A 14393-nucleotide genomic window follows, 5' to 3' on the forward strand; every position below is an offset into this window, starting at 1 on the left:
ATTAATTATGGCACAACTGTTCAGAAATTTATGTACCAAATACTAGGATAGGAGCAACATGTCCGCTATCGGCAAAATGTGCCGAACATTCCGATCTAACTTTTTGGATTATTTCTTCAGCGTGTGGATGAAGAGGTACCAAAAGAATGTAGAAAGAAGACCAATGGCCGCAAATAATGGGAGCTGATGGATTGTTTAAAAAATGGACAGTTTTAGTGAATTTATTTTTTTGTGCGGGTGTAAGGTCATCAGTAATTAGAACGCGGTAAGTAAGATTGGATTCAAGCGACAGTTTCTTGATTAACTGAGACTGATCGATCGGTCTAGTTGGCACAAGCAGTGATTGAAGCAAACCTGATTCAGTTAGGTCTGTATTTTGGCTTTGGAGTTGATAAAAGTGAGACATAATTTCGCGGTATTGGATTTCACTTTTGATGTTTATCAGAGGCAATTCCAACTTTTTGCATTTGTTTACGAGGGACGGTGGACCTTTTGCAGATAATCATTATTTTTGAGAACGATGCCAGCCAGCTTTATTTTGTCTAGCTGCTGTATGAAAGATGATAATGATTGTGATTCTTGGAGACCAAATAAACTTGTTAGAAGTAAATCACCGCCAACTGCCCACTTATCAAGATCTGGTGTTGCTATTATCATGATTTCTTTGATAGATGGATCATGGATGGGTTTATTGAGCCAGGTAATCTCATTTTCAGGTAATGTGTGGATAAGCTGGTGAACTGTGACCATTTCGAAACAGCTCCTTTCCAATTTGTGTTATGTTTTATAACATAGATTTTACCCTTTTGGGAAAAAAGTGCAATAACATTTGCCTTTTAAGTCAATGAATTTTATTTTAATACGTTTAGAATAAAGTTAATGTCATATGTTATAACATTGACTAATTATAGGAGGACCTGAAATGGAAAAGAAAATAGCCGAGGTACCCACAAAAAGCAGTTTTGCAAAAAGAATAGCGAAACCAGTCGAAGTTAGCGATCGTTATTGGTGGAAAGTTGTTATTCTAAGTTTCTTTGGTTGGATATTTATTTATGCGGATAGAACAGTTTTGAATCCGACAATGCCGAATATCGCTTCAGCATTTCATATTAATAATACAAGTTTAGGTTTGATTAATAGTGTATTTTTTATGGCTTACGCATTAGCTCAGGTACCATTAGGAATTATTGCTGAAAAAGTAGGTCGTAAATATATGATAGCATTTGGCTTTTTCTTATTTGGAGCAATGACATTTCTTTCAGGTATTGTAACAGCCTTTGGAGCATTTTTGATAATTAGGGCCATTGCAGGGTTAGGTGAAGGTGCATACTATGGTCCTCAATATGCTCTTTCGACAGAAGCAATTCCGCCAAAGCGTTTGACACTAGGTACAGCAATCATTAATAGTGGAATGGCATTCGGAACTTCAGGTGGTTATCTTTTATCAAGTATTCTGGTTTTGCAAAATGGCGGTAAATGGCAGCAGCCTTTCTTGATTATTGCAATTCCCACGATCTTAATGGGGGTATTGTTTACATGGATTTTAAAAGAAAAGATAATTAGCCCGCACCATCAAAAGCAGACTGCAAATTTTGATTCGCAACAGGTCGTAAAGTCTAAAATTGATTTTAAACAGATATTAACAAATCGAAATTTATTATTGTCGTTTTTTATATGTTTTTGTTCTATCTATGCTTTCTTCGTCATCATTACGTGGTTACCACAGTATTTGCAAGTTGAACGTGGTTTTACAGGATCCTCTGTCGGTTTTATTTCATCATTAGTACCTTGGGCATCAATTCCGGGAGCATTGATTGTTGCAAAATTAAATGATTATCTGGGAACCTATACAAAATCATTGGTAAGCGGATTGATGATACTCTCAATTATTTCTGTTTTGGGAATTGTTGTAGCGCACAGTAGGATTGGTCTGTTGTTCTTCCTTGTTATGTATGGATTGACTGGAAAATTAGCGTTGGATCCGATTCTTGTGGCTTTTGTAGCCAAAAATGCTAAAAATAGCCAATTAGCGACTACATTATCAATGTATAATTTTGTTGGTATGTCAGGCTCAGTTTTGGCTCCGTATGTCACAGGATATCTTGCCGACAAAACGGGAACAATGACAGTTGGTTTTTATCTGGCAGCAATATTATTAGTCCTTGGAGGCGTTGCTTTCTTGTTTACCTCAAAAGGCAAGGCAGTTACTAGAAAACTGTAGGACTTAATTTAGCGATATTAAAAAAATGCTTTTGTTGCAAACAAAATTTTTCGGAACAAGTATGTTAAAGAATAGAAACCTATTATTAATTAAAAGAGGAAAGCAGGCAGGGCTATGATTAAAAATCAACAAGCAAAAACAACACCGTATATTGATCCAGAATATGAACAACCAGCTTTGGAAAAAGGGGAACTTTCTAACAAAACATTTGCAATCAAAGATGTTTTTAACTTGAAAGGACATACAAGCGGGTTGGGGAATCCTGATTGGAAGAAGATACATGGGCCTGCAAAAGAGAATGCAACGGTTGTTGACATGCTATTGAAACAAGGGGCATCTTTGAGAGGTGTAACTATTTCAGATGAATTCATGTATTCTATCAAGGGTGTCAATATACATTATGGCACTCCTGCTAATCCTAAATATCCATGGGCTTTTACAGGAGGATCAAGTTCCGGTTCGGCTTCAGCAGTGGCTGCCCACGATGTTGATTTTGCGCTTGGAACGGATACGGGAGGTTCTGTTCGAGTTCCTGCAAGTTACTGCGGATTGTACGGTTTCCGTCCTACTCATGATATTCATATGTTAGAAGGCGTTGCACCTTTAGCCCCCAGTTTTGATACAGTAGGTTTGTTAACCAGATCAAGCGAAATGCTGAGTCAACTTGGGGATGTCCTCTATGCACCGGTGGAAAAACAGTTTGACGATTTAGTTTTGTTAAGAGATGCCTTTGATCTTGCATCCGAAGATTATAAGGAAGAAGTACTGCCGTTTATTGATGAGCTATCCATATCTAAAAAAATAAAGAAATTACCGGCGCAATTTGAATTGATGTCTCTATTAGATACGTTTAAAGCTATCCAGGGTTACGAGGCATGGCAAAACTATGGAGATTGGGTAAGCAAAAACAAAGATAAAATTGGGAAGGACATTAAAGCCCATTTTGATTTTGCTGAGCAGATTAGCAAAGAGACAAACGTAGTGGAAAAAGCACGTGTAAACCAACAGGAGTGGAAAGACTATCTTGCAAAAGAGCTTAAGCCTGGACAGCTGTTGCTTGTACCAACAACACCAGATGCAGCGCCTGCGAAGACAATTGGAATCAAAGAAATGGAAGAAGTTAGGAAAAATACACAATTACTGACTACAATAGCAGGTCTATCGGGGTTGCCTCAAATTACAGTTCCAGTTGAAAAAAATGGATATAGTTTTGGATTATCATTTATTGCGAGTCAGGGAATGGATTTGCCGCTCATCAAGTTTGTACAGAATCTAGTTAACGAAAGCAAATAATTTGATATATTTGTGAACATAATTTCAGTGTAATTATCAATAACGATAAAAAATTTCATGTGAAATGTTGCTGAAAGTATAAAAATGAAAGTTTTTTAAGCAAACAGAATTAGCTGCTGACCGACAATGGTTTGCAGCTTTTTTGGTGATAGTAAAAAAAGGTTTCATTGGTGTGTCATGAATTAATGTTTCTTGAAATGAGATCTTCACCGCTGACAATTACAAGTGTTTGAAATAAAATAGCGGCTTGTAAAATTATGAGTAGTGACCCCAAAATACTTTTTACAGGTTAAAATTGTCAGGCAAGTTAAGATGTTCAGACAATATATATAGTTTATCAGTTTAAAAATATGAAGAAAAGATTTTGAATGAAACACAGAATATAAGTAAAAAGGTTATTCTTGTTACATACTAAAATTGTTAATAAAAGCTGCTACACCATGATGTAAAGAAATTTTGACAGACTAAAAATTAAAAATGTGCTACTAATAAAGTAGTGGAGGTGGCAATCAAATGGATCTTAGTAAACGACTTGTTGAGTTGAGGAAACAATGGAATTATTCTCAGGCAGAATTAGCCCAAAAATTATATGTTTCGCGTCAAACAATTTCTAGTTGGGAAAATGCGAAGACTTACCCAGATCTTCAAAGCTTGATTATATTAGCGAATATATATCATAAATCTGTAGATGACCTAATTAAGGGGATATTGATGAACGGAAGTATAAAGCAATGCGTCAGAACATTCGGTGGCGTTATCTTGCCACTATAATATATTTAATTCTTGTGTATTTGGCTTTCACCAGTATAAGGTGGATTCCATTAACTTTTAGTTTAGTAATAATTGTTGTGCTGACAGTTCTGGGTATCGAGAACATTTTATATTTAATCAAGTTCAGCAAAAAATATAATTTGTACAATATACGTCAAATCTTAAACTATCTTGGCAATATTCCCACACACTTCTCAAAATATAGCAGGCAAAGGCTACTATTTCAATATATTATAGGTGGGATATTAGGCATAGCTATTGGATTGATATTGACCGCTTTGATTGGAATTTATATTTTACAATGGCGCTTTTAAGGGTGCTGGTAATTCTACAAAATATCTAGATACAGCTGGAGACTTTTTTATAGAAAGAATTACGCGAGACTTCTGGGTACCTTTCATCCCAAATGTGTAAACGCTTTTTCATATTTTTCACATTTGTGATATTATCAACTTAAGAAAGAGGGGTGCTTATGACTTATTCGAATTCAAAACAAATAGAGAGATTAATTCAAGTGTCAGAATTGTACTACAAACGAAACTACTCTCAGAAACAAATTTCAGAAAAACTTCATATCCATAGAACTGAAATTAGCAGATTACTGAAAAGGGCGAGGAAAGTGGGTATTGTAAAAATTAATGTTTCTCCACCCACAAGTCGTGCAAATGAAAATTTAGAAAACTTTATGCGTCAAAATTTCAATTTGAAACAAGCAATAGTTGTCCCTACAGAAACTAATAGTGATTACCATGACGATCTTGAAAGTATCTCGGTCTATACGAACACCTTACTTAATGATTTAATGAAAAATGACTGCGTAATAGGTTTGTCATGGGGTGAAACAATAAAAAAAGTAGTTGATAATTTTTTCCTGTCCAAAAAAGTGAAAAATGTTTCAATTTTACCATTGATAGGCAGTCCAATGGGAAAACTTGATATTTCATGTCAAGCCAATCACCTGGTTCATCGAATGTGCGATAAAATTCCAAGTTCCAAGCTTTTCTACCTTGATTCTCCAGTATTTATCAATTCAGTGAGGGTAATGCGAGAGATTCTTTCAACGGAAACTAATAGAAGTACTGTTCAATCATGGGATAAAGTCAATATTGCGCTTGTTGGAATTGGGAGTGCAAAAATGGTAGACAATTATAATTGGCGAGCTTTTTATAAAAAAGAGGAAGCAAGGGAGATATACAAGAATTCTATGGTAGGAGATGTGTTATCACAATCCTTTTCATTAGATGGAGAAGAGTACCGTGAAAAGTACCCCAATCTTGTTGGTGCAAGTTTGGCTCAGTTGAGAAATATGGACACAGTCGTGGGAGTAGCTACTGGAGAACGAAAAGTTGAAGCTATTGTAGGGGGACTCAAAGCTAATCTTTTTGATATTTTAATTACTACCGATAAAGTTGTTCGGGAGATTAAGCATCTTTATTTTTAGTGATTTCATAGTCACAAATGTGAAAGAGTTTTAAATCATTAAAAACACAGAATTTATGGACAAATCAAATTTTCAGAAATAAGAGAATAGATTATGATAATGAAGCAGGTATTGAAGAACGAGGTAGGCAGAGGTAGAGCATTAACCGTGAATTAAGAAGAGAGGCTGGGTTATGATTTATGACCAATTCGTTATTAAGCGGCAGAGTCTAAATATAGAAATATGTTAATTTTCATAATACAGATTGGGTAAAAAGGCTTTGATCAAAGCCTTTTTTTATATGCAAAATGGTTTGTATTTCTGTTTTTTTACAGCAACAATGTTGATTTGATGCTGAATGGTTTAGGCAATCAGGTTTGCTGTGATTTAAAAATAAATTATCAAATGGATATATCTATATCTAAAAAAATATTTTACAACTTGCTTACCTGACCTATACTTAACGATTACAATATCGAAACAGAATAGATACAATCTACGGTTATTATTAAACAACGAGGGGGAGATTTAATTGAAGATAAGTAATTATTTTAAAAAAGCAATTGGGATAGTTTCACTGTTAATGTTGACAATCCTATTTGCAGGATGTTCAAGTACCAAGGCATCATCAAAAAAAGTTGTTCATATTTCTTACTGGCATGTCAATGCTCAAACACAGGGAGGAACTGCTGTTGATAAGCTTGTAAAAGACTTTAATAAAACACATAAATATATTAAAGTTACAGCCAAATATAATCCGAATATGTATCAAGGACTGATGCAGAATTTACAATCTGCACAAGCATCAGGCAAAGTTCCAGATATAGTTCAGGTGGGATGGGCATACACAAATTATTTTGCAAGTAATTTTAAATATTTAACACCAACAGATGCACAAAGCAAATTTGATAACAGTAAAACATTTATTAATAAAAACTTTAGTAAACAGACATTGTCATTTGCTAAAGATAGTAAGAATAATTTAGTAGGCCTCCCGTACTCGTTAAGCACACCTGTCTTATACTACAACAAAACGATGCTAGATAAGTATGGAATAAATGCTGATAATCTTTCTACTTGGGAAGGTGTGCGCACAGCTGCTAAGAAGATTAAAGAAGCCAGTGGGATTATGGCCTTTACATTCAAGAACCGGGTGACACATGGGCACAACAGGCAGTGTTATTAAGTAATGGCGCACAAATTAAAAAAGATGGCAAAGCGGCATTTGCAAGTGAAAGTGGGACTAAAGCGTATCAATTTTATCAAGACATGGTAGTTAAAGAAAAAACAGCATTACATACCCCATGGGCTCAAGGAATTGATGATTTTCTGAATGGCAAGGTTGCAATTGCATATACGACTGTGGCTCAAGCTTCACACATTAAGAAAAGTGCTAATTTTGATGCTGAAGCACTTACCTCACCTCATTTCAAAGGGCATAAAGCGACTGTACCGGTTGGCGGCTCAATGTTGGCAATAACTGCTCAAAAAAGTGAACAGCAAAAAGCAGCTTGGACCTTTGAAAAATATATGTATAAAAACAGCTCACTAGTGACTTGGAGTAAGGGAACCGGCTATTTGCCACCAACAGAAAGTGCACTCACATCACAGGATTTCAAAACCTACTTAAATGAAAATCCGATGCTGAAAGCTGCTACCAGCCAAATTAAGACGGCTGTTCCATGGACTTCATTTCCTAAAAATGGGTTGCAAGCTGAACAAACAATGATTGATGCACGTGACAAAATTTTGTCTGGTAGCAATGTACAAGAAACATTGAAGTCTGCCCAGGAGAAAATCAATGAATAGTAGTGGAAGTAAAAACAAGTTTTTGACAATTGCTTATCTTTCGCCAACAGCGGTAATCCTGTTGGTTTTTATGGTGATCCCGATACTTTACACACTTTATTTAAGTTTTTTTGATTGGAATTTGATTTCGCCAACAAAAAATTTTGTTGGGTTAGAAAACTACACAAGTATTTTCACGGACTCAGTTAATCGGAAAGTATTGCTAAACACTATTGTATATATATTACTATTATTGATCTTAAATTTTATAATTCCATATTTCATTTCATTAATAGTAAAATTTTTTATCAATAAAATGAAAAATTCATATAAAATAATATTTTTCATTCCCAGTTTATTTTCACTTGTCGTTGGAGCAATGCTATTTTCGTGGATAATGAATCCTATTTCTGGACCGGTTGCGTTCCTAATGAGACATTTTGGAGTTGCATTGCCCAACTGGACCAATTCCAGCGCCATGGCGATAGTAATGTTGTGTTTAATAACGAATTGGAAGGTTTTTGGATATAATTTTGTACTGCTACTGACTGGTTTAGGCAGTATTCCACAAAATATTATTGATGCGACAAAGATCGACAGTATTCCAAGATGGAAAATGGTCCGAGATATTGTGCTTCCATTAAATAAAAGTATTGCTTTTTATGTGCTTATTCTGACAATCGTTCAAGGTTTACAATATGTTTTCACTCCAATTAGCGTTATTACACAAGGCGGTCCTTATTATGGATCTTCTAATATTTTCTATCATACGTATTTAAACGCTTTTGTACTTTACAAGACAGGTAATGCTTCTGCACTGGCTGTGATAACCTTTCTAGTTTTTCTGATATTACTTTATTTGGAGATGAAATTTGTTGAAGGGAGGATGGGCAACTGTGAATAAGTTTAGAGAAGGTGGATGGCATATTTTGTTGCTGCTCATTTGCCTAGTTTTGTTACTGCCAGTTGTTTTTATGATTTCAAATTCTTTTAAGACATTGCAGGATTCTTATCATTCAATGCTGCAAATAATCCCATTACATCCAACATTTAGTAATTACACAACGTTGGGAAGACAAATCGATTTGTTACGCTTGATTTGGAATACATTTTTTATGGCAGCGATCGTGACATTAGGGAAGCTCATTACTGGTCTGTTTGCTGCATATGCATTCAAATACTTTTCATTTAAAGGCAAAAAATGGATATATTTAATTTTTGTTTCGACGATTTTTGTGCCATTTACTGTGATTATGATTCCAAATTATTTAGTAATCTCTAAGATTAACCTATTAAATACAGCACCTGGAGTTGCATTACCGCAAATGTGTGATGCTACAGGAATCATGCTTTTTCTAAAAGCAATGGACAAGATTCCTAAAAGCCTGATAGAGTCTTTGAAAATTGATGGCATTTCTTCACACATGATTCTGAAGGATATTATTATACCGATCTTGCGCCCCAGCATTATCAGTATTGGAGCAATTTTCTTTATTAATTCTTGGAATGAGTATGTTTGGCCAACATTAATCTTGAAAGATAAAAGCAGTTTTACTTTGCCATTAGCTTTACAAAATTATATTTCGAGTGAGGGTGGAACAAACTTTCCATTGGCGATGGCTTTGTCAACAATCATGATTATTGTGCCATTGTTCATTTATTTAATATTTCAACGATACATTTTAAATAGCATCAGCAATTCAGGATTAAAATAAGGTGGTTAATTATGGGTAGTGAGATCGCGTTAGAATTAAAAAAAGTAACAAAAAAATTTAAGGGAACAAATGTTATTTCAGAAATGGACTTAAAAATCAAAAACGGAGAGTTCCTAGTATTGTTAGGCCCCTCAGGCTGTGGAAAATCGACTACTCTGCGCATGATGGCGGGATTAGAGAAACCTAGTGATGGGCAAATAATGATAGCTGGCAAAGACTCGCAAAAAATATCAAGTGTAGAACGTAATATTGCGATGGTTTTTCAAGATTATGCGTTGTATCCGAATATGACTGTTTATCAAAATTTAGAATATGCATTGAAAATTCATAAAGTAGAGAAGGAAGAGCGTAAACGTAGGCTAGAAAAAATTCTTGAGACACTTAATTTAGCCGCATATCGTGATCGCCTGCCAGGACAATTGTCTGGCGGGCAAAAGCAGCGTGTGGCTCTGGGAAGAGGAATGGCTAAAAAAAGCAGTATTTTTCTGCTGGATGAACCTCTTTCGAATATTGATGTTCAGTTGCGTGAAAAAGCTCGAGATGAAATACAAAATCTGCACGAGAAAAATCAACAGACGATCGTATATGTAACACATGATCAACTAGAAGCAATGGCATTAGGGGACCGGATTGCAATTATCAATGAAGGAAAGATTCAAATGATTGATACACCAGACAATATCTATAATCATCCAGCTAATCTTTTCGTAGCTCAATTTGTCGGGACTCCGCAAATGAATATTTTAGAAGTTAATTATCAAAAAGAAATGCTCACCTTAAATGAACGACCGTTGTTTTTCAATACAGAACATTTGAAAAACATGGAATTATCGGAGGGAAATCTATATCTCGGAATTAGACCAGAGCATATTATTGTCAAACGTAAGCAAGAGATATCGCTGGAATTACCTGCCAGGGTTGACCAAGTAATTGATTATGGGCGTTATCAGCAGTTGACGCTGAACATTGGGAAGAGGCAGACAATTAAAGCGATTATCACTAATAACGAATTTAAAAATGATGACCTTGTTTATGTTTTGCTTTCAGAAAAAAGAGCCTTGTTTTTTGACCATGCAAGTAAAAAGAATGTTGATGCTTAAAGAAAGGATCGCATAATGAAAATGAAAGATACAACAATTATTCAGATCTCTGATATACATTTAACTCCGGCAGGGAAAAAACCATCATTTAATCAGCAGTTAGACCCATATGATAAACTTGATCTTGTGTTTGCTGATGTGAAAAAATTTAAGAAAAAGCCGGAGCTTATTGCTTTAACAGGCGACTTGATTCATGAGGGAAAGACAGATGATTATGTTTACCTGCGGAAATTCCTGCGTGAAAAAGAACAAGAATTAGGCGCACCAATTTTTGTACTGCTAGGGAATCACGATAGAACAAAAGCTTTTTATGAAGGCTTTATGGAACAGAAGCCTAAAAGTAAATACTATTACAAGGTCTCTATCAATGGAAAAGATAATTATTTTTTAGACACTACCTTTGGAGATATTGAACAAGGTTACCTCGACAAAGAGCAGTTAGACTGGCTCAGTGAAAATTTGAAGAAAGAACCTGAACGGCCAGCGCTAATCTTCATGCATCATCCTATTGCAGGTACATCTCTAAAACATATGCGTTTTAGTGTTTTACAAAATGGATCAAAGTTACTGCAAATTTGTAAAAAGGGAAATGTAAAAGGCTTTTTCTCGGGACACATACATTTTCCCACGACCTATTTAACAGAAGGTATACTAAATGGAGTTGCCGACTCAACTGCATATCATATTGATTGCCGGGAGAAACATCAACATTATGTGAGAGATGCATCCAGTTACAATGTAATTACACTTTCAGATAAAAACGAGATTGGAATTGAAAATAGGTATCTGTATTGGGGACAAAAAATTATAAAGAAAATTGATATTGAGCAAACGGATTTTATTGATCTCAAACCTTTACTGTGATATTCGTATAAAAGTTGTAGTTTTTTGTTTTTTTTAACTGTTGTGTTTACTTATAAGATAAGGAAAACTTCACAGGAAATAAAAGTCTAGTAAATACGAGACAAAATAGTGCCCTGAGGATTTTAGCACATTGCTGGCATTTGGACGGAGTCTATGTAAAACTATGGTTCTGTATTTGAGCACGTGCAATTTGTAAATTATTTTTCCATATATTTATTGAGAATTAGCTTGTAATTAGATAACGAAAAAACCAGTCATGAAGAAAACTTCTGGCTGGTTTTTTAACCTTATATTATTTAATTGTTAACGCAGGATATCAATTAAGTTCTTATTAGCCGCCTGCTTGGCAGGCAATAAGCCAAACACGATACCTACTAACGATGAAACTCCAAAAGCCAACAAGAAGGAACCAAACGTTACAATTGCTTTAAATGGCAATGCTAGTGAGATCAAAGCGGCTGTTCCCCAACCGATTAGAAAGCCAAGTAGTCCTCCAAAAACCGTTAACATAATTGCCTCAAGTAGAAACTGCAACATAATTGAACGTCCAGAGGCACCAACTGCTAGGCGAATTCCAATCTCCTGTGTTCTTTCGGAAACTGAAATATACATCATATTCATAACTCCAATTCCAGCAATGAAAAGAGAAATACCAGCAATTGCGCTAATGAAATATGTCAATGAACTAATGACTTTGGAAATACCGCTAAGTAAAGAACCCATATCGGTATATTCATAACTGCCTGCTTTTCTGCTGGAGCCATTTTTCTTGAGAAAAGAAACAATTTTCTTAGATGCATTCGATACTTTAACCCCTTTGTTGAAAGTTAATTTAATCGTACTTCCGTTTTGCGCGGCTGTGGAGTATAAGTATGTTTTTTGCGGTAATAAAAAGTCTACATTATAATCGTCAGAAGCCTTGGTAAAGATGCCCACAATTTTATACGTGTTGTCACCAACCGATAATGCTGATCCCAGTGCATTTTCTTCCGTTCCATATTCCTTAATTGCCAGTTTTTTATTTAACAAAGCAACCTGATTGTTAACTTCATTGTCACTTTTTGTTATGTTATGACCCGTACTGATATCATAATGTTGATTTGCTCCCTTTACCAGCGAAAGCGTCGCTGTACGGTTATCATTTCCCATGGTCACTGTGTTGCTGATATTTTTAGTATCACGTTTGAATTTAACAGCTGAGAGCGTTGCACTGAAGTTGCTCCTGATTTGTTCTAGGTCATTTTCACTGAATCCTTGGGTTGCTGCTGTACTATCATTAGGGTAGTAGTTAATCTCAGTTGTTTGTTTACCTGTATTAGTTGCTTGTAGTTCTTTTAAAATCTTTGCTTTGACTCCATTTCCTAAGGCTATAATAGTAATTACTGCTGCAATTCCAATGACGATCCCAATCATTGTTAAAAAACTTCTCTTAGGGTTTACTCTCAATGATTGCCACGAAGTTTTTAATAGTTCGATAAAAAGCATTAAGCATTCACCTTCTTATCTGATAAAATCCGGCCATCTAAAATCTGAATGATTCTTTCACTTTGGAGGGCAACTTTCTCATCATGCGTTACCATAATAATCGTAGTCTTATTTTTTTGATTCAATTCTTTGAACAGCGTCATTATTTCTCGTGATGTTTTACTGTCAAGTGCGCCGGTTGGCTCATCCGCAATTAAAAATTGAGGATTGGTGACAATTGCACGAGCAATAGAAACCCTTTGTTGCTGGCCGCCGGATAGGTTTGTTGGTTTTTTTTCACTGGCATCTGGCAATCCAACAGCTTCAAGGACATCTTTTACTTGTTCTTTTATGGCTTTTCTCTTTTCGCCAGCATACAAAAGTGGCAATCCGACATTGTCTGCAACAGTGAGTGTATTGATCAGTTTAAAATTTTGAAAAACAAAACCAACATTTTGATTACGCAATTTGGAAAATTGTGTACGTGTGTATTCATGGATAGGGTGATTATAGTAAAAATATTCGCCTTTAAATTCATCATCTAAAAAGCCGATGATATTGATCAGGGTTGATTTTCCAGAACCGGACTGCCCCATAATTGAAACAAATTCTCCCTCTGAAATTGAGAGATTGATATCGTGAAGGACATGAAAAGAAGAGTCACCTTGCCCATAGAATTTATTAACATTTTTGATATCAATCATCTGTATCTATCCTTTCGCCCTGTTTCAATGCACTATTTGGATTAGCGACAATTTTTTGACCTGCTTCTACACCCGAATCTACTAAGAAATATCCATTTTGTACATGCCCGTTGACCTTCTGTTTAGTCACATGGTTTTTCTTCACTAAATAGACTTGTCCATTCTTGACACTTCCTTCAGGAAGACGCAACTGTGAAGTCGGAACTGCAATTTTGACTGTCTGTCCATCCAGAAAATCTGCATCTAAAGATGCTTCGAATTGATATTTAGCATTGTTGGCTTTGCTATCAGTTGCGGGAACTTTTGAAAGGTATGAGATTGTTACATTGGCTTTTTGACCGGTTGCTGCTGCAGTCACATTGATACTCTGACCGACCTTTATTTTATTATAGTCGTATTCGGATACTTCGCCGCTAATATTTAAATCATTGCTGACTAAAGTAATCTCTGCCTCGCCGGTTTTACTGTAATCCAATTGTACTATTCCGGAATATGGTGCTGTTAAAGTGTTGTCAACTTTAGTATTGGCCTGTTGCAATTTATTTTGTGCCTCTGTTTGATCTGCCTGTGCATCAGTTAAGTCGTTCTGTGCCTCTGTTTGCTGTTTTTGCAGATCGGAATATCCTTCGTCGTCAGAAGTTAACTTCTGTAACTGAATTTTACTGGAATTAACTTCTTGTTGTGCTTCCGAAACTGTTCTTTTGGCTTTGTCAACCTGTGATTGCAGTGAAGTCACCGTTTCTTGTTCATCGGTATCATGTGTTGTCAATAATTGCTGTCCCTCTGTTACCGAGTCACCATTTTTGACGAAAACAGTTTGAACTTTTCCTTGAGGATTTGTTAGCAACTGTGATTTTTGCGCCTGAACGCTTCCGCTCAATGTTAAATCAGATGCCTTTGTCACACGGTAGATTGAATATTTTTGTGTTTCTGAATTGGTGGCGCTCTGTTGATGCTTTTTTGCTATGTAAACTGCTCCCAACAGTATTAACAAACAAAGAATTACACTTGAACCAATAAGTATATTTTTCTTTTTCATGAAATCGCAATCTC

Annotated in this window: 15 protein-coding genes; 10 read left to right on the forward strand and 5 right to left on the reverse strand. The window is 35.6% G+C overall.

Annotation, left to right across the window (positions count from 1 at the left end; all coding sequences use genetic code 11):
* Positions 1–28: 28 nt before the first annotated feature.
* A complete protein-coding gene (locus tag FD20_RS04165) occupies positions 29–406 on the reverse strand; it encodes a hypothetical protein (protein WP_162255619.1) in 378 nt (125 codons plus the stop codon).
* A 65-nt stretch (positions 407–471) separates the two neighbouring features.
* Positions 472–750: a PucR family transcriptional regulator ligand-binding domain-containing protein gene (locus FD20_RS04170; RefSeq protein ID WP_057736339.1), complete on the reverse strand. Its 279-nt coding sequence runs from the start codon at positions 748–750 to the stop codon at positions 472–474.
* Positions 751–922: 172 nt separating this feature from the next.
* Here FD20_RS04170 and FD20_RS04175 point away from each other — a divergent pair, with 172 nt between their 5' ends.
* The 10 genes from FD20_RS04175 (at position 923) to FD20_RS04215 (ending at position 11172) form a co-directional block, all read left to right on the forward strand.
* The gene (locus tag FD20_RS04175; protein ID WP_083489039.1) at positions 923–2221 is read left to right on the forward strand and encodes an MFS transporter; all 1299 of its coding nucleotides are present in this window, start codon (positions 923–925) and stop codon (positions 2219–2221) included.
* Positions 2222–2335: 114 nt separating this feature from the next.
* The gene (locus FD20_RS04180) at positions 2336–3514 is read left to right on the forward strand and encodes an amidase (RefSeq protein WP_057736340.1); all 1179 of its coding nucleotides are present in this window, start codon (positions 2336–2338) and stop codon (positions 3512–3514) included.
* 513 nt (positions 3515–4027) lie between these two features.
* On the forward strand, positions 4028–4285 hold the full coding sequence (locus tag FD20_RS04185) for a helix-turn-helix transcriptional regulator (RefSeq protein WP_057736341.1): 258 nt from the start codon (positions 4028–4030) through the stop codon (positions 4283–4285).
* A gap of 472 nt (positions 4286–4757) precedes the next feature.
* Entirely contained in the window at positions 4758–5726 is a 969-nt protein-coding gene (locus FD20_RS04190; RefSeq protein ID WP_057736342.1) for a sugar-binding transcriptional regulator, read from the forward strand.
* A gap of 511 nt (positions 5727–6237) precedes the next feature.
* The gene (locus FD20_RS13980) at positions 6238–6891 is read left to right on the forward strand and encodes an ABC transporter substrate-binding protein (protein WP_268871936.1); all 654 of its coding nucleotides are present in this window, start codon (positions 6238–6240) and stop codon (positions 6889–6891) included.
* Positions 6882–7514 carry an extracellular solute-binding protein gene (locus FD20_RS13985; protein WP_268871937.1) on the forward strand — a complete coding sequence of 211 codons (633 nt, stop codon included), beginning with the start codon at positions 6882–6884 and terminating at the stop codon, positions 7512–7514. The genes FD20_RS13980 and FD20_RS13985 overlap by 10 nt, the downstream gene beginning before the upstream one ends.
* On the forward strand, positions 7507–8397 hold the full coding sequence (locus FD20_RS04200; RefSeq protein WP_057736343.1) for a carbohydrate ABC transporter permease: 891 nt from the start codon (positions 7507–7509) through the stop codon (positions 8395–8397). Before FD20_RS13985 ends, FD20_RS04200 begins: the two co-directional genes overlap by 8 nt.
* A complete protein-coding gene (locus FD20_RS04205) occupies positions 8390–9208 on the forward strand; it encodes a carbohydrate ABC transporter permease (RefSeq protein WP_057736344.1) in 819 nt (272 codons plus the stop codon). The genes FD20_RS04200 and FD20_RS04205 overlap by 8 nt, the downstream gene beginning before the upstream one ends.
* An 11-nt stretch (positions 9209–9219) precedes the next feature.
* Entirely contained in the window at positions 9220–10308 is a 1089-nt protein-coding gene (locus tag FD20_RS04210) for an ABC transporter ATP-binding protein (protein WP_057736345.1), read from the forward strand.
* 15 nt (positions 10309–10323) lie between these two features.
* A complete protein-coding gene (locus FD20_RS04215) occupies positions 10324–11172 on the forward strand; it encodes a metallophosphoesterase family protein (protein WP_235807708.1) in 849 nt (282 codons plus the stop codon).
* A gap of 303 nt (positions 11173–11475) precedes the next feature.
* Here FD20_RS04215 and FD20_RS04220 read toward each other — a convergent pair whose 3' ends face one another.
* The 3 genes from FD20_RS04220 to FD20_RS04230 are packed head-to-tail and all read right to left on the reverse strand — an operon-like array spanning position 11476 to position 14379.
* Positions 11476–12657 carry an ABC transporter permease gene (locus tag FD20_RS04220; RefSeq protein WP_057736346.1) on the reverse strand — a complete coding sequence of 394 codons (1182 nt, stop codon included), beginning with the start codon at positions 12655–12657 and terminating at the stop codon, positions 11476–11478.
* Entirely contained in the window at positions 12657–13340 is a 684-nt protein-coding gene (locus FD20_RS04225; RefSeq protein WP_057736347.1) for an ABC transporter ATP-binding protein, read from the reverse strand. Before FD20_RS04225 ends, FD20_RS04220 begins: the two co-directional genes overlap by 1 nt.
* Complete coding sequence (locus FD20_RS04230) at positions 13333–14379, reverse strand: efflux RND transporter periplasmic adaptor subunit (RefSeq protein WP_057736348.1); 1047 nt, start codon at positions 14377–14379, stop codon at positions 13333–13335. The genes FD20_RS04225 and FD20_RS04230 overlap by 8 nt, the downstream gene beginning before the upstream one ends.
* Positions 14380–14393: the final 14 nt, after the last annotated feature.

The sequence above is a fragment of the Liquorilactobacillus uvarum DSM 19971 genome, assembly GCF_001434935.1.
GTDB classification, from domain to species: domain Bacteria; phylum Bacillota; class Bacilli; order Lactobacillales; family Lactobacillaceae; genus Liquorilactobacillus; species Liquorilactobacillus uvarum.

Bases quoted from the DNA above. Each gene is read 5' to 3' on its own strand.
- FD20_RS04225 (WP_057736347.1), bottom strand. From the start codon at position 13,340: ATGATTGATATCAAAAATGTTAATAAATTCTATGGGCAAGGTGACTCT.
- FD20_RS04180 (WP_057736340.1), top strand. From the start codon at position 2,336: ATGATTAAAAATCAACAAGCAAAAACAACACCGTATATTGATCCAGAA.
- FD20_RS04230 (WP_057736348.1), bottom strand. From the start codon at position 14,379: ATGAAAAAGAAAAATATACTTATTGGTTCAAGTGTAATTCTTTGTTTG.
- FD20_RS04185 (WP_057736341.1), top strand. From the start codon at position 4,028: ATGGATCTTAGTAAACGACTTGTTGAGTTGAGGAAACAATGGAATTAT.
- FD20_RS04175 (WP_083489039.1), top strand. From the start codon at position 923: ATGGAAAAGAAAATAGCCGAGGTACCCACAAAAAGCAGTTTTGCAAAA.
- FD20_RS04170 (WP_057736339.1), bottom strand. From the start codon at position 750: ATGGTCACAGTTCACCAGCTTATCCACACATTACCTGAAAATGAGATT.
- FD20_RS04165 (WP_162255619.1), bottom strand. From the start codon at position 406: ATGTCTCACTTTTATCAACTCCAAAGCCAAAATACAGACCTAACTGAA.
- FD20_RS04215 (WP_235807708.1), top strand. From the start codon at position 10,324: ATGAAAATGAAAGATACAACAATTATTCAGATCTCTGATATACATTTA.
- FD20_RS04220 (WP_057736346.1), bottom strand. From the start codon at position 12,657: ATGCTTTTTATCGAACTATTAAAAACTTCGTGGCAATCATTGAGAGTA.
- FD20_RS04210 (WP_057736345.1), top strand. From the start codon at position 9,220: ATGGGTAGTGAGATCGCGTTAGAATTAAAAAAAGTAACAAAAAAATTT.
- FD20_RS04200 (WP_057736343.1), top strand. From the start codon at position 7,507: ATGAATAGTAGTGGAAGTAAAAACAAGTTTTTGACAATTGCTTATCTT.
- FD20_RS04190 (WP_057736342.1), top strand. From the start codon at position 4,758: ATGACTTATTCGAATTCAAAACAAATAGAGAGATTAATTCAAGTGTCA.